We start from the raw sequence: 15,670 nt of genomic DNA, 5'->3' as shown, positions 1-15,670 counted from the left end.
CAGCATGTACTGCATGTTCGAAGGCTGCTCATCCCTGGCCTCCCTCGACCTCTCCTCCTTCGACACCTCCAGCGTGACCAGCATGTACTGCATGTTCGAAGGCTGCTCATCCCTGGCCTCCCTCGACCTCTCCTCCTTCGACACCTCCAGCGTGATATCTATGTGCCCTGCAGATAGATATTCCTATGGCGAAGGCATGTTCTCTGGCTGCTCGTCGCTCAAGTCCCTCGACCTGTCCTCCTTCGACACCTCCAGCGTGACCAGCATGTCCCGCATGTTCATCAACTGCTCCTCCCTCTCCTCCCTCGACCTCTCCTCCTTCGACACCTCGCAGGTGACCAGCATGTCCGGCATGTTCTCCGGCTGCTCCTCCCTCTCCTCCCTCGACCTCTCCTCCTTCGACACCTCCAGCGTGCAAGGCATGTCCTCCATGTTCGAGGGCTGCTCGTCCCTCGCCTCCCTCGGCCTCTCCTCCTTCGACACCTCCAAGGTGCAAGGCATGTCCTCCATGTTCGAGGGCTGCTCGAGGCTCTCCTCCCTCGACCTCTCCTCCTTCGACACCTCCAAGGTGCAAGGCATGTCCTCCATGTTCGAGGGCTGCTCGAGGCTCTCCTCCCTCGACCTCTCCTCCTTCAACACTTCAAAGGTTGCACAAATGAGAGGCATGTTCTCTGGCTGCTCGTCGCTCAAGTCCCTCGACCTCTCCTCCTTCGACACCTCGAGCGTGGCCGATAACAATCATGAGATAATGGACATGCGTTCCATGTTCTCCGGCTGCTCTTCGCTCTCCTCCCTCGACCTCTCGTCGTTCGACACCTCGAAGGTGACGAACATGTCCTTCATGTTCGAAGGATGCTTGCGTCTTGAAACACTTAATCTCTCATCGTTCAATGCTGGAAACGTAGTTGATATGTCCTTCATGTTCGAGGATTGCCAGTCGCTTAAAACAATTTCGTTTCCAGCTGTCCTCAACACGTCTAAAGTGACCAACTTCTCCCGCATGTTTTCCGGCTGTCGTTCCCTGAAGGGGCTCGACGTGTCGGGGCTCGATACGTCGGCGGCAACGTCCCTGAGCTCGATGTTCTCTGGATGCACCAAGCTCGCCGCCCTTGACGTGTCCAATTTCGACACGTCGGCGGCGACATCTTTGGACTGGATGTTCTATGGATGCGAAAGCTTGAGGTCCCTCGACCTCTCCGGCTTCGATACTTCCGCCGCCGATTACCGGTCCGGGCTGTTGGGTTTCTTGGATGGTTGCAAAAGCCTGCGGACCGTGACGCTCGGGCAGGAGTTCGCTTTCGAGGGGGCGGGGCTCGACCGTCAATGTTCGTTGCCGACTCCTAAGGGCGATAGGTTGACCGGGCGCTGGGTAAGCTCAGCCGACGGTATGGCTTATGCTCCGAACGACATTCCATCGAACATGGCGGCAACGTACACAGCTCAAGTAGCTGCTTTCACTGACGTGGACTACTCGGACTCCTCCTGGTACGGCGATGCCGTCAGCTACGTGGTGTCCAGGGGCCTCATCACCGGCTACACCGACGGCGACAAGGCGGGCCAGTTCGGCGTGGGCGACGTGCTCACGCGCGCCCAGCTCGCCACCATCCTGTGGCGCAACGCCTGCCCCGACGAGTACGCCTCCTACGACCCCGAGACCGCCAAGGACACGACGGGCATCTTGGGCTCCGCGGACGGCATGTACTACACCGCGGCCGCCAACTGGGCGGTGAGGAACGGCGTCATCACGGGCTTCGACCGCGAGGACGGCTCGAAGGACTTCGCCGCGGACGAGAACGTCAGCTTCGAGCAGCTCGTCACCATCCTGGCCCGCTTGTGCGCTACCTCGGGCGAGCTTTCCGCCGCAGGGAGCGACCTGTCGGCCTTCGCCGACGGCGACCTCGCGTCAAGCTGGTCGCGTGGCGCCTTCGCCTGGGCAGCGGCGAGGGGCCTCGTCCAGGGCTACGACGAGCCGACGGGCAAGTACCTCAGGCCCGGCGATTCCGTCGCCCGCGAGCGCGTGGCCGTGGTTCTCATGCGCGCCTTCGAGATGGGGATCATGAAGTAGCGCGCAACGCAAGCGAAACGAGGTCGGGATTGCCCCGGCCTCGTTTTTTGGATACTCCTAAAGCAGCAGCGCCTCGGGTTCGCTTTCGTATGCCTCGCGGATCCAGTCTTTCGTGCACTCAATGAAGGCTCGCGCGACGCCCGATGCCGTCTCGCTCGATTTCTGCGCGAGCGCGATTTCGCGATAGGCGGGAACCTCTGCAGGAAGTGCGACCAGGTCGAACGGAGCGTTTCGCAGCACGAGCCCCGAAAGCACGCTGTATCCGAGCCCTGCTGCCACCATCCCCATCGCGGCATAGTCGCTCACGATGGAAAACCTCACGCGCGGCTCGACGCCGTTCACGCGGAACAGGCGGTCCATCTCGGAATACTCGCCCGAATCAAGCTTGATGTACGGTTCGCTCGCAAGCGCCTTCTTGGGGAAGCGTTTGCGCGTCGCGAAGGGGCTGTCGGGGGCGATAGCAACGAGAAGCGGGTCGCGCACGAGCAGCTCCATTTCGAGCGGGCGCTTCACAGGTAGCGCCACAAACCCGACATCCGCCTGCCCGCTTTCCACGATGTGCTCAAGTTGCGCCTGGTCATCGTAGCAGGTGATGCGCAGATCGATATGCGGGTGCGCCTCGGTGAAGCGCTTCGTTATCTGCGGCAGCCATTGCGTGAGCGTGCTCGTGAACGCGACGATATGAAGCGACCCTTCTTCCAGCTGCTTCAAGTCCGCAAGATGCGCCTCGAGCCTGCGCTCGCTCGCGCACACTTCCTGAATCCACGGGAGAAGCGCGGTGCCTTCCGAGGTGAGCCGAACGCCGCCGTGCTCGCGCACGAACAGGCGAACTCCCAGTTCTTTTTCGAGCGCGTTCGCAAGGTAGCTGACGCCCGCCTGCGTGTACCCAAGCTCGCTCGCGGCCTGCTTGAAACTGCCCGTTCGCGCCGCTTCCAGGAACGCTTCGTATTTCTGATTTCTCATTAGTCGTTCTAAGAATAGGGTTTGAACTCGTTAAACAAGTATATCTTGAATCATTCGAAAGAGATACAAGTTTTACTTGAATGCATCCATACCCTACCATCGACATCGCGTCAGGCGACATAACGTCGCGCTGCGTATTGTGGTGGAGCTCGAATTCGACGGCCGCGCGCCATACTGTGCGCGAGCGGGAAAGACGGGGTAGGGACGATGAAAATGCAGCAGGGGAGCAGAAGCCCGTTCGTGCTTTGCGTCGTCGTGCAAACCGTTATCTTCGGGCTCGGCAACGTCATCACGAAGTTCGCCTACGAAAGCGTGACGCCGTTGTGGTGCATGGTCTTGCGCTTCGGTCTGGCGCTCGCCGTGTTCGCGCTTATCTTCGGCCCGCGCATGGTGCGCGAGCTGCGCGGGGCCAAGCTTGTCGATTGGGCACCTGCCGCTGTGTGCCTGGCGGTCGGCTACATCGCGTGCAACCTGGCGCTCGATGTGACGACGGCGACCAACGTGGGGTTCCTCGTGGCGCTTCCCGTGGTGTTTGCCCCGCTCATTGCCCAGATCGTGCGCCGCGTGCGCTACCCCCGCGCGATGATTCCCTTCCAGGTGGCGGTCGTCGGCGGGCTGTACCTTCTGTGCTGCAACGGCGGCTCGTTCTCGTTCGGCGCGGGCGAGGCGCTCTCGCTGCTTTCCTCGGCGGCCATCGCCGGCTCGCTCGTGTTCGGGGAGAAGGGCCTCGAGAAGCTTTCTGCCCCGACGATCGCGGGGACGCAGATCCTCGCGGCGTTCGCGTTGTCGCTCGCTGCGGCGCTCTCGGCCGAGCCCGTCGTCGATGTTGCGACGATCGCGCCTGCGGCCTGGGGCGTTATCGTCTTCCTCGCGATTCTGAGCACGTGTGTCACCTTCGCGCTCCAAAACGTCGCGCTTACGGGCCTTTCCTCTTCGACGGTTTCGCTCCTTCTTGCCGGCGAGCCGGTGTTCACGGCGCTGTTCTCCATGGCGCTTCTGGGCGAGTTCCTCTCGATTGGCGGATGGGTTGGCGCGGGCGTCATCTTGGTGGCGGTCGTCGGCGCGACGCTTGTCGAGGGGCGTGACGGGAATTCCGAAGCGCCCTCGAGCGCCGGCATGGAGAGGCTCATGTCGCAGCTCGCCTCCGATTCGAGCGCCCAATAACGAGAAATCGTGTATCTGGAATACATGTTTTTCTACAAAATCGTGTATTCCAGATACACGAAATTCCATCATGGCCTTCCCCGTCGGTTAAACGAGGAGTGCGGCGAGAAACGCAGCTTTGACGGAGTCGTGGCGTCGTCGAACAACATGGTCATCAGTTGCTTGTTGGTGCTGCCGTCAAAAACAAATCGATGCAATAATGATTAGAATAGTGTTAGATTGGTTAGAATACGACAGAATAGTGTTAGATACCGTAAAGCGCGCTGTTTTCCAAGGGAGAAAGAAGTCGGTGTTCCGCGATCGGTGTGAGCTGAGCGTATCCGTGCTGAAGCAGCTGGACGACAAGGGTCTTATCCAACGCGAGGGGGCAGGGAGGAACACGCGGTATCGCCGAGCCGAGAGATCTTGAAAACCCTCGTCGGCGGGAATCGGGCAAAACCTTGAAGCATTGAAAAGCCAACGCGCGCTGCAGCAACCGACATGAGCGACATGTTCTCCGGCACGCCAGGAAATCACGTCTTCTATGTCGTTTTCACCCCAACTGATACGGCGAACTACGATGCGGTACGCGACATCTTAGTGACGGTTGAAGTCGCAGCGCTTCCCCCGACCTCGTTTTGCAATGCGCTTCGAAATCGCGCATAGAGTGTTGGTTCCGCTCGGCCGCGCTAAAGCTCGCTGCGCAAAAATCCGACGTCGAGGCAGTAGGCGGCGTAGAGGGGCATATGCCGAAGCTCGTTTCCGAACTCGGTTTTGCTGCGCGAAAAGTCATTCCCCGAAAGAATGTATGCGTAGGGGGAATGCGCTTTCTCCATAAACGAGGCCAGCGTTTTCGCTCGGACGTTTCGCGCGGATTTGACTTCTACGGGGATTACTTCCATGCGGTCGGTTTGAAGGAGAAAGTCCAGCTCACCCGTTGCCCTCCAAGAGCTCGGCGGCGTCCAATAGTACGTTTGGAGATTGTTGGACGAGAAGGCTTGCGCCGTGGAATTTTCCGCCAATGCGCCCCTGAAATCGGAAGAGGCAATCGCAGCGCCGAGTTCTTCCGCTTCGAGCCAAAGCCGTGGGTTTATCCCAAGCTTGTAGAACATAAGCCCCGTGTCCGCTAGATAGACCTTGAAAAAGCTGCCCTTCTCTTCGTCGAACGGAATCAGAGGGGCGGCAGCGCATTCGGTCATTTCGTTTAAGGAAATGACCCCTGCTCCTTCGAGCCATTCAAGAGGCTCCATCAATTTCGCGCGTCGCCCGCCCCGTTCAACTTCCGAATATTTGAACTTCTTCGTGGACGAACGCATGAGCTGCGCCGGAATCGACCTCCACACTTTGCGTGCCGCTATGCCGCTGATGCCATTGTCGGGGTCAGTCATGTCGGCAGTGTACGTTTGGTCGATTTCGCGCTGCTCGATGCGCGCGTCATCAATTGATTGCTGCTGCAGATATGCGGAAACCGCTGCAGGCATCCCTCCGATTGCCTGGTAAAGGCGGAAATAGCGTGTTGCAAGGTGATGGGATGCGTAGGGTTCAAGCGTTTGCGCGTGGGTCCTGATCGCCTCCGCCATGTGTTCTTCGCCAAGCGCCCAGAGAAACTCTTCGAACGTCATGGGGTGCATGGTTTCTTGGCGGACTCCGCTGGGGAAGGGGAGCCTGCGCTTGCGTGTTGCAACGCCGAGCTGGCTTCCTGTCGCGCAGATGCGCCAACCCGAACCGGAGAAGAATCGCAGGGAGTTCAAAGCGCGCTCGCACAATTGAACCTCATCGAGCAGGATGAAGGCGGACTCTTTTGCTACGGGCATGCGTTTGTAGTCGGCGATGCGCGCCATGATGCCGTCGACGTCGTCGGTCGGGCCGTCGAACAGGGGCTCGATGAGCTTAAGGTCGGTTTGGAAGTCGAGTTTTATGAAACCGTCGCCGGCAATTCGTCTGCCGACGGTTTCAGCGACGTGCGTTTTGCCAACGCGGCGAGCGCCGCGGATCAGCAGCGGGCGGCTGAGATCTTTCGTTGCCCAGGTTTCGATAATGGCTTCGATGGCTCTTCTCATAATGCCTCGCATTAAAATCGTGTATCTGGAATACAGGATATTATAGTATTTCGTGTATTCTAAGTACACGTTTTTCTACAAAATCGTGTATTCCAAATACACGAAATTTCGCGATACGTCCTTCTGCCGTCGTTATAGCTCGGGCTTTTTACACCATGGCAACGTTTTTCCTCCTGCGTTTGCCCTTTCTCCCCAAATGCGGCATTATGAATAAGTAGCGCGTGTCGCCGCGCGGCACGTCCATCTGAGGGACAAGGAGGCCATCATGGCTACACTCGGAGACGGTTTCAAAGGTATTTTCCTGGCAGGCATCGGCGCGGTTGCCATTGGCGCCGAAAAGGGCAAAGAGCTGGTCGACCAGCTGGTTGCTCGCGGAGAGATGACGGTTGAGCAAGGCAAGCAGATTAACACCGAGCTCAAGCACCGCGCATCGAATCTCGAATCATCCATTCGCCGCGACACCATCGAGGCACGCATGTCCATGATGTCGCCCGACGAGCGCGTCGAGTTCGCCAACATCGTGCGCGAGATGGCGGATACCGCCAACGCAAAGGACGCCGAGGCGGCGGCTGAGAAGCTGAAGGCTGCGAACGCCGCATCGGGTACGGCTGCGGAGCCGAATCCCATCGCCGAAGCGAAGACCGCGTGCGCGACGGCAGTCGCTGCGGTGGGCACAGCGGTGGAGGCGGTCGCCAATAGCGCGCGTTCCGTGCTCGACGAGGCTGCGGCTCTGAACGCTCAGCGTGACGCTGCTTCTGCCGAGGCGCCGGCTGCGGAAGTTGTCGCAGGCGAAGTCGTCGTGGAGCCTGCCGCAGACGCAGCTGCGGAGCCTGCCGCTGACGCAGGCGAGGCTCCCGCGGGCGAAGGCGCCCCCACGGCCTAGCGCCGCGCCACCGCGGGTTTCCTCATGGCCGAAAACAACACACTGCTCAGGCACTTTTTCGCCCCCGGGGCCGACGCCGACCCCGAGGGCCGTTTCGGGCTCAACTCCAAGTCCCGTCGCCGCCGCATGCGCGAAATCATCGGCATCGTCGGCAAGCATCGTGCCCTCGAGGGCTTCACGCCCGAAGAGTTCCGCGCGATGCTCGAGGACTTGGGCCCGAGCTTCGTAAAGATCGGCCAGACGCTCTCGACGCGCTCGGAAATCCTTCCCAAGGTGTTTTGCGAGGAACTCACCAAGCTCCAAACGGAATGCGATCCGCTGCCGTTCGATGAGATGCTCGCGGCGCTCGACGAGGAATTCGGCGGCCGTCGCAAGGAAATCTTCGTCGAGATCGACTCGAAGCCGCTTGGCAGTGCGTCGCTTGCCCAAGTGCATCGCGCGGTCCTGACCTCGGGAGAGTCGGTCGCCATTAAAATCCAGCGCCCCGGCGTGAAGGCCACGATGGCGCTCGACATCGACATCATGCGCATGCTCGCCCGTCGCGCCTCGAGGTACATGAAAGGCGAGCAGATGCTCGACTTGCGCGCCGTCGTCGAGGAGATGTGGGCGACGTTTCTGGAGGAGACCGATTTCCGGCGCGAGGCGGCGAACCTCGCCGAGTTCGCCGAGCTCAACCGCGACTGCGTCTTCATCGCGTGCCCGAAGGTCTACACCGAGCTGTGCAGCGAGTTCGTCCTGGTCATGGAATACGTCGACGGCATTCCCATCGGCGATGCGGACCGACTGGTGGCCAACGGTTACGACCTGGAGGAAATCGGGTCGAAGATGCTCGACAACTACGCGACGCAGATTCTCGACCACGGGTTTTTCCACGCCGACCCGCATCCGGGCAATGTGATTATCCGCGACGGGCGGATCGTTTACATCGATTTGGGGAACATGGGTCGCCTGTCGGCACGCGACCGTGCGGGCTTCGGCGACATCATCGAGGCCGTGGGGCTTAAGGACCCGCGCGCGCTCAAGGATGCGCTCATGCGGTTCGCGGCGAAAAAGGACAACGCGGCCATCGACCACACGCGCTTTCTCGCCGACCTCGACCTGCTGCTCGAAGACTACGGTTCGTGCGATGTGGCCGAGATCGACGTGGGCCAATTCCTGAGCGACATCATGCAGCTCACGCGCTCGTGCAACGTGATGCTGCCCGCCTCGGTCACGAGCGTGTCGCGCGGAATCGTGACCATTGAGGGCACGGTGGCGCCCTATATTCCCAACCAGAATATCGTCGCGATTATAAATGCCCACATCAAGAGCAAGAAAGGCACGCGCGAAGAAATCCGCGACGCGCTTGAGGACCTTGCGCGCGCGATATACTCGTCAGGTCGCGGTACGCTCGACGCGGCGTCGTATTCCGGCGAGGCGCTCAAGATGCTCACGCGCGGTCAGCTGAAGATGAACATGGAAGTGCTCGGCTCCGAGGCGCCGCTCGCACACCTTTCGCGCATGATCAACCGCGTGGCGATTGCGATGGTGATCGCGGGTCTGTTCGTGGGCTCGAGCCTGATGGCGGGAACCGCGATGGAGCCGCGCTTCCTCGGCGTGCCGATGCTGTCGTTCTTCGGATACTTCGGTTCGCTCGTTTTGTCGATTTGGCTCATCTTCAGCATCTGGCGCAGGAAATAGTCCCCGCGGTGTGGATTTCCCGTGCCGATGCGCGCGGACGGCGGAATGAAGCGGCATAATGGACAGTCGCTTCAAGCGAAAATCTTTCTCTTTTCTTATTTGCGCATATCCGCGACGGCTTCGAGCTGCGCGTTTTTACCGCCTATGAATTGGAAAGCGGCTCGCCTCAAGCGCAAATGCACGCCGCTGGGAGCGGGTGCGCCCACGGATTCGCATCGCAAGGGGCGATGGAACGTGGCAACTGAAGAAAAGAGTCTTACATGGAAAACTTTGCCAGCCTTGGCCTGTCCGATAACGCCCTCGATGCGGTTGTGCGCCTGGGCTACGATGAGCCCACGCCCGTTCAGGAGCAGGCTATTCCCATCGTTTTGACCGGCCGCGACCTCATCGCCGCCGCGAGCACGGGCACTGGCAAGACGGCAGCCTTCCTGCTTCCCGTCCTTTCCCGCATGCCGCGCGATCGCAGCCACAACCGCCCGCCGCGCCTGCTTGTGGTTTCGCCTACGCGCGAGCTTGCACAGCAGATCGCTTTCACGGCCATGAAAATCGCGCGCTGCACGGGGCAGTTCGTGACGACCGTCTTCGGCGGTGCGCCCTACGGCCCGCAAATCAAGGAGATCCGCCGCGGCACCGATGTGCTCATTGCGACGCCCGGCCGTCTGAACGACCTCATGAAGCGCGAGGTTGTCGACCTCTCCGGCGTGCAGACGCTCGTGCTTGACGAGGCTGACCGCATGCTTGACATGGGCTTTCTTCCCGATGTGACCACCATCGTCGAGGCCACGCCCGACGAGCGCCAGACACTTCTCTTCTCGGCGACAATCGACGAGTCCATCCAGAAGAACCTCGGCAATCTGCTTAAGAACCCCGCCGTGGTGGAAATCGCGCACAAGGGCGAGACGGCCAAGACCGTCGACCAGTACATGATGCCGATCAAGCAGGACAAGAAGCCCGAGCTCCTTCGCGCGGTGCTTGAGGAGAAGGGCCACGAGCGCGTGATCGTGTTCGCCCGCACGCGCAACCGCGCCGAGGATTTCGCGAAGGCGCTGAACGACGACGGTTACCAGGCGGAATCCATCCATTCCGACAAGTCGGTGGGTGCGCGCCGTCGTGCGCTCGACAAGTTCCGCCGCGGCAAGGCGAACATCCTCGTGGCGACCGACGTGCTCGCTCGCGGCATCGATGTGCCGAGTGTCGACTACGTCATCAACCTCGACCTTCCCGATTGCCCCGAAGACTACGTGCACCGCATCGGCCGTACGGGCCGCGCGGGCGAGCATGGCTACGCCATTTCGTTCGTGAGCCCTAACCAGCGCCGCCTTCTGGTCGACATCGAGAAGCTCATCGATCGCGACATTCCCTTCATGGGGCTCGAGACGTACGACCTCGATCCCGACCTGCTGAATCGCAAGAACAAGGGCCGCGGTGGTTCAAGCCGCAACAGCGCTGGTCGCAAGCGCGATGGACGCGGGGCTGGCGAGTTCGCCAACCGCGCTGAGCGTCGAGCGGCGAAGTTCGGCGACAACAAGCGCGGTCGCGGCGGGCGCGATGAGTTCGAGGGCCGCGGCGGGCGCGGCGGCTCGCGTGGCGACAAGCGCAACGAGGGCGGCAGGCGCGGCGAAGGCGGTAAGCGCGGCGACTCGAAGGGTAAGCACGGTGAGTCGCATCGCACGAGCAAGCCGTCGGGCAACAAGGGCGCCGCAGCGACCGCTTCCAAGCGCAACAAGAAGCGCCCCTCCAACATGAACGACGTGCGCTCCTTCGGCGAGCGCCGCAACTTCGAGAAGAAGCAGAAGCGCCACTAACAAGTGAGGTGCCGCTGGCAAGCAGGGGCGTGCGAGCGAGCAGGGGCATCGCGAGTAGGCTGAGGCGCCACTAAGCAGACTCTAGCGGCAACGGTAGAGCGTCAGGTGGAATGGTCGTGCGTAGATCGCTTCACCTGAGACGAATAGAGAGGGACCCAGTTCACACGCTGAACTGGGTCTCTCTTGCGTTTGAGCGTCACTTATTCCTACCCGACAGTTCATTCTTAAGGTCGGCAATGAGGCTTTGCGCCTGATCGCTTCCAAAAATCATCACCGTCAGAGCGAAGGGGGATCATTTCGATGTGGTATAGTCTGTCTGTACGGTACTGACGAGCTTAGGAGGATGGCCATGAATGCTACATGCTCGGTTATTCGAAACGGGAATAGTGCCGCGGTTGTTTTGCCGTCCGAATGGCGAAAGCGCTTTGGCGTGCAGATTGGCGACACGCTGAGTATCTCTATGCCCTCTGATGGCGAAATCTCGTTTTCCGTTCAAAGAAAGGACGACGACGCGATTGCGGCAGCCGAGGATTTGCTGAGCACAATTGATTCGCTCCCTGATATTCCTTGGCTACGCGGTGACTCCCCTGACGACGACCGCGAACTGATGAGTCAGCGCTATGTCTAAGTTCTTCTTCGATACGAATGTCCTGCTCGATCTTGTTATTCCCGCTCGCCCCCAGCACGGCTTTGCTGCCGAACTCTTCCGCGAGATTGCCGCTCGAGGCGACGGGCGGGTGCTGCTGCTGGCGTCATCTCTGAAGGATGTCTACTACATATTCAATAGACATTATGGGGACGAGCAGACTGCTCGGAAGGTGATTTCCCAAATGAGAGCTTCGTTCGAGGTAGTCGAGCTGACCCTTTGTGTGGTTGATGACGCCCTTTGTTCCAACGAGCCCGATTACGAGGACGCGCTGGTGAGGGCTGCTGCGGAAAACGTCCGATGCGACTACATTGTTTCCCGTGATGAAAAGGCCTTCCGCGCTTCTTGCTGCAAGCGCGTAGATGCTCGACAGGCGCTCGCGCTGCTCGCGGAAAGCTGATCATTTTCGTTGAACGGAACGTCGGCATCCCGATTATCTGGCGTCCGATTGCAGCTTGTGCTCCGTACTCGGTCCCGTGGCGGAAAACAAGGCGGCTTTGGCGAAAAAATCAGGGTTGGGAGTGCGGTCTTTATCGGGTCTTCATGTCCGAAAATGGCTGGTTTTGGCGGCTACGTTGTGGTTTCATTGCCTGCGTAAGAAAGAGTTGCAGACGGAAGGTTCGGCGATTAGGTATATGGGCGACAGTAAAAAGGCCGACGGCAGCATGGGGAAAGCTGGCGAGGGCAAAACAGCCAAAGACAAGGTCGATTTCGGACTTTTCGTGGGGAGCGATCTTCCTAGCCAGGACGTATGTTATCAGGCTCTTTTGTCAGGGGATCCTCATTTCGACGGCCTGCTTTTCGTCGGCGTTTCCTCGACGGGAATTTACTGTCGCGTGGGCGTATGCTGGGCGAAGGTGCCCAAGCGCGAAAACTGCACGTTCTTCAAAACTGCTGCCGAGGCGGAAGCGGCGGGGTATCGGCCTTGCCTGAAATGCCGCCCCGAGCTTGCGCCGGGAACTCCGATTGCGCCCGACATCGACCATGCGGTTGCACGTGCCGCCGCGAGCATGCGGGAGCGGCCCGGGGATGCCCCCATCGCTCGGATCGCCGCGGAACAAGGCATGTCGGAGCGCCATCTGCGCCGCTTGTTTGAGCAAACTTACGGCGTGTCACCTGCGCAGTATCGCGAAACGTGTCGCTTGCTTCTTGCAAAAAGCCTGCTCACAGACACGGAGCTCTCCATGACACGCATTGCGTATGCAAGTGGGTTTGCCTCGGTCCGCCGCTTCAATGATGCGTTCGTCAACAGCTATGGCATGCAGCCGACGCGATTCCGCAAAAGCGCGCAAGGCTCGACATCAGCGAAAACGGAGGCGGCGCCTATCGTTCTGCATGTCGACTATCGCGAGCCGTATCGCTTTGATTTGCTGCTCGGTTTCCTGCAGATGCGCGCTATCGAGGGCGTCGAGGCGGTGCTCAACAGTGCGTATTGGCGGATCGTCCGCGCCTCCGATGGCGAGCGCGCTGGGTGGATCAAGGTGGAGAACGACCCCTCGCATCGCCGCCTTGCCGTCACCATATCGCCCGAGCTTTTTGACGACATTCCCTCGGTGCTTGCCCGTACGCGTCGCCTGTTTGATACCGATTGCGTGCCTGAGGCGGTCGAGCAGGGGCTCGCTGATTTTTACGAACATGCAGGTGAGGTGTACCGCATCCCTGGTATTCGCGTGTCGTGCGCGTTCGACGGCTTCGAGATGGCGACCCGCGCTATCTTAGGGCAGCAAATCACCGTGAAGGCGGCAAGCACGCTCGCGGGTCGCGTGGCTCGCGAGTTCGGTACGCCGATAAAGGGACCGATACCTGAATTGACCTGCGCATTCCCCTTGCCGCAAGCCTTTTGCGCGCAAGATGCGCCCGCCCGCCTTGGGGAAGTTGGCGTCATCGCTCAGCGGGCGAACGCCATTTGCGCCATCGCGCGCGCCATGGAGACGGGCGAGCTCACGCTGCGTCCTGGCGCCGATCTCGTGGCAGAGGCTGCACACTTCGGCAGTATCCGCGGCATCGGCGACTGGACGGTGCAGTACGTACTCATGCGCGCCTACGATTACCCCGATGCGTTCCTTCCCACCGACTATGGCGTGAAACTTGCGCTTCCCGACATGAAGCCGCGTGAGCTGGAGAAACTGTCGCAATCCTGGCGCCCGTGGCGATCGTACGCCGTGATGTCGATGTGGTCGGTGCCGCATGAGAAGCCTAAGAAGTCCGCCCCAAAGATGGAAAAGGGGAAAGGAAAGGGGAAGGCGCGTGCGGAGTCTCCCCTGGCGAACATGGCGGACGCGACCGCTGCGGAAGAGACAGCTGACGCGCCGCCCGCGAGCATGACGGTTGCGGCGAGGCGTGCAACAACAACGGCAAAGCGCGCGGACCAGCGAAAGAAAGAAGGGACCATGGATTTCATCTGCACCTACGCGTCGCCTTTGGGCGATATCGAGCTTGCAAGCAACGGCGAGGCGCTCATCGGCTTGTGGTTCAAGGGCCAGAAATACGACGCGGCGACGCTTTCGCCCACCACTCAGGAAAAGCCTGATGACCCCGTGCTTTCGCAAGCGCGCTCATGGCTCGACGCGTACTTCGAGGGTCGCGACCCGGGCGAGATTCCCCCCTGTGCGCCCCGCGGATCGGAGTTTCGCCAGCTGGTATGGGCGAAACTTGCGGAAATCCCCTACGGAGAGCTTGTCACCTACGGCGATATCGCGAAGGCGATCGAGGCCGACACGGGCAAGAAGCGCTCGGCGCGAGCCGTCGGCGGGGCCGTGGGGCACAATCCGGTGTCGATTATCCTGCCCTGCCATCGCGTGGTGGGGGCAAGCCGCAGCTTGACGGGATATGCGGGCGGCATCGAACGCAAGATCGCCCTGCTCAAGCTGGAAGGTGTCGACATGAGCACGCTCTCGGTTCCCACGAAAGGCACGGCGCTTTAGGTCGCCGGGTGCAGAGGGCGAACGCAGCGCACGAGACGCGGATGAGCTTCTACCGTGCTCGCTGTCGGCGTACTCGTGGGTCGCCGCCGCACGCGCGATGGCCCACTTGAGTGCCTCGTACCCGTCTCCCGCGATGACCCCCGCGAAAGCGCCCCGCCACCCGTCTACCGCCCCTCGTTCGCGAGGATATGGCGAAGAGCAGGCCATGCCCCCAAGCCGCGTGGTACACTTGCTCGCTAGACGAATCCGCCGCCTCGCGCGGTGCCAACCAATCATGAAAGCGAACAACATGGCTGATTTCATCGAAGGGAAACGCCCCGTCATCGAAGCGCTGCGCACCGAAGTGCCGTGCAAGCGCGTCCTGCTCGCCGACAACGTGAAGCGCGACCCCCTGATCGAGGACGTGCTGCGCAAGGCGAAGAAGCGCAACGTGCCGGTGGGAACGGTGCCGCGCGCGCGTCTCGAGAAGCTCTCCGAACGCGGTAGCCACCAGGGCGTTATGGCGGAAACCAAGCCCTTCAACTACGTGAACGTTACGACCATCGTGGAGACCGCGAACGCGCAGGCTGCCGAAAACGGTGGCTCGGCGCTCGTTGTCATCCTCGACCACATCACCGACGCGGGCAACCTGGGCGCCATCGCTCGCTCCGCCGAGTCGGTCGGGGCTGCCGGCATCGTCATTCCCAACAAGCGCGCGGCGCACGTAACGGCGGCGACGTACAAAAGCTCGGCAGGCGCGATTTCCCACATCAACTTGACGCAGGTCGCGAACCTCTCCCAGACGATCGAACGCCTGAAGAAAGAGGGCTTCTGGGTCTGCGCGGCGAGCGAGCATGCGCAAGAAGTGGTGTGGAAGTCGAACCTCAAAGGCAAAATCGCGCTCGTCATGGGCTCGGAGGGCGAGGGCGTGTCGAGCCTCGTGCTCGAGAACTGCGACTTCGCGGTGAAGCTTCCCCAGATGGGAAAAGTGTCCTCGCTCAACGTGGCGCAGGCGTCCACCGTTTTCATGTACGAGTGGCTCCGTCAGCAGCAATAGGTCGCGCTTCAGAAAATGGCAAGGAAACGAAACAAGCTGCTCATCGTCGATGGGTACAATGTGCTCCGCTCGGGTGAGCGCTACAAAACGACGGCGTTCGGGCCCGACTACACCGACGACGCGTTCAACACTGCCCGCGAGCGGCTGATCAACGACGTCGTGAACTTCGCGGGGCGCGATTGGCGTGCCATCATCGTGTTCGATGGTGCGAAAAACGAGTTTTCAACAGGAGAAACGCAAACCATCGGCGGCGTGCGCATCATGTTCAGCCCAGCTGGGCAGTCCGCCGACAAGGTGATCGAGAAGCTTGCTCACGACGCGCGCGAGCGCATGGTCGAGACGCTTGTAGTCACAAGCGACGCCACCATCCAAGACACCGTCTTCGGAGGCGGCGTCGACCGCATGAGCGCGAACGGCTTCAGCTATGAGGTGGGGGAATGCTACGATCAGGCGCGCCTCGACGAG

At 60.7% G+C, this 15,670-nt stretch carries 13 protein-coding genes; 11 read left to right on the top strand and 2 right to left on the bottom strand.

Annotated elements, in window-relative coordinates; translation table 11 throughout:
• Window positions 1–4: 4 nt before the first annotated feature.
• On the top strand, window positions 5–2,065 hold the full coding sequence (locus tag Q0G18_RS06840; protein WP_366769182.1) for a BspA family leucine-rich repeat surface protein: 2,061 nt from the start codon (window positions 5–7) through the stop codon (window positions 2,063–2,065).
• A gap of 57 nt (window positions 2,066–2,122) precedes the next feature.
• Here the strand turns inward: Q0G18_RS06840 and Q0G18_RS06835 are convergent, their stop codons facing one another.
• Window positions 2,123–3,028, bottom strand: coding sequence for a LysR family transcriptional regulator (locus Q0G18_RS06835; RefSeq protein WP_297151162.1), 906 nt, complete (start codon window positions 3,026–3,028; stop codon window positions 2,123–2,125).
• 207 nt (window positions 3,029–3,235) lie between these two features.
• On the opposite strand from Q0G18_RS06835, the gene Q0G18_RS06830 reads away from it, so the two are divergent.
• Together Q0G18_RS06830 and Q0G18_RS06825 are read left to right on the top strand one after the other, a co-directional pair.
• A complete protein-coding gene (locus Q0G18_RS06830; RefSeq protein ID WP_297151159.1) occupies window positions 3,236–4,192 on the top strand; it encodes a DMT family transporter in 957 nt (318 codons plus the stop codon).
• Window positions 4,193–4,672: 480 nt separating this feature from the next.
• On the top strand, window positions 4,673–4,837 hold the full coding sequence (locus Q0G18_RS06825) for a hypothetical protein (protein ID WP_297151156.1): 165 nt from the start codon (window positions 4,673–4,675) through the stop codon (window positions 4,835–4,837).
• Window positions 4,838–4,860: 23 nt separating this feature from the next.
• Here the strand turns inward: Q0G18_RS06825 and Q0G18_RS06820 are convergent, their stop codons facing one another.
• Window positions 4,861–6,231, bottom strand: coding sequence for an ATP-binding protein (locus tag Q0G18_RS06820; protein ID WP_297151153.1), 1,371 nt, complete (start codon window positions 6,229–6,231; stop codon window positions 4,861–4,863).
• A 265-nt stretch (window positions 6,232–6,496) separates the two neighbouring features.
• Between Q0G18_RS06820 and Q0G18_RS06815 the strand changes: the two genes are divergently transcribed.
• The 8 genes from Q0G18_RS06815 to Q0G18_RS06780 all read left to right on the top strand — a co-directional run.
• The gene (locus Q0G18_RS06815) at window positions 6,497–7,114 is read left to right on the top strand and encodes a hypothetical protein (protein ID WP_297151150.1); all 618 of its coding nucleotides are present in this window, start codon (window positions 6,497–6,499) and stop codon (window positions 7,112–7,114) included.
• A 24-nt stretch (window positions 7,115–7,138) separates the two neighbouring features.
• Window positions 7,139–8,794, top strand: a complete 1,656-nt coding sequence (locus tag Q0G18_RS06810) for a lipopolysaccharide core heptose(II) kinase RfaY (protein ID WP_297151147.1) — start codon at window positions 7,139–7,141, stop codon at window positions 8,792–8,794.
• 260 nt (window positions 8,795–9,054) lie between these two features.
• On the top strand, window positions 9,055–10,599 hold the full coding sequence (locus Q0G18_RS06805) for a DEAD/DEAH box helicase (protein ID WP_297151144.1): 1,545 nt from the start codon (window positions 9,055–9,057) through the stop codon (window positions 10,597–10,599).
• 349 nt (window positions 10,600–10,948) lie between these two features.
• Window positions 10,949–11,227 (top strand): AbrB/MazE/SpoVT family DNA-binding domain-containing protein, encoded by a 279-nt coding sequence (locus tag Q0G18_RS06800; RefSeq protein WP_297151141.1) that lies wholly within the window; start codon window positions 10,949–10,951, stop codon window positions 11,225–11,227.
• Complete coding sequence (locus tag Q0G18_RS06795) at window positions 11,220–11,645, top strand: PIN domain-containing protein (RefSeq protein WP_297151138.1); 426 nt, start codon at window positions 11,220–11,222, stop codon at window positions 11,643–11,645. The genes Q0G18_RS06800 and Q0G18_RS06795 overlap by 8 nt, the downstream gene beginning before the upstream one ends.
• Window positions 11,646–11,880: 235 nt before the next feature.
• On the top strand, window positions 11,881–14,169 hold the full coding sequence (locus Q0G18_RS06790; protein ID WP_297151135.1) for a methylated-DNA--[protein]-cysteine S-methyltransferase: 2,289 nt from the start codon (window positions 11,881–11,883) through the stop codon (window positions 14,167–14,169).
• A gap of 289 nt (window positions 14,170–14,458) precedes the next feature.
• Window positions 14,459–15,205 carry a 23S rRNA (guanosine(2251)-2'-O)-methyltransferase RlmB gene (rlmB, locus tag Q0G18_RS06785; protein WP_297151132.1) on the top strand — a complete coding sequence of 249 codons (747 nt, stop codon included), beginning with the start codon at window positions 14,459–14,461 and terminating at the stop codon, window positions 15,203–15,205.
• A 15-nt stretch (window positions 15,206–15,220) separates the two neighbouring features.
• Window positions 15,221–15,670: NYN domain-containing protein (locus tag Q0G18_RS06780; protein WP_297151129.1), on the top strand; the 450-nt coding region annotated here is incomplete at its 3' end.

The organism is uncultured Ellagibacter sp., assembly GCF_934636505.1.
Lineage (GTDB): Bacteria > Actinomycetota > Coriobacteriia > Coriobacteriales > Eggerthellaceae > Ellagibacter.
The sequence above is the reverse complement of the archived record's forward strand: the minus strand, read 5'-3'. Positions and strand labels throughout refer to the sequence as shown.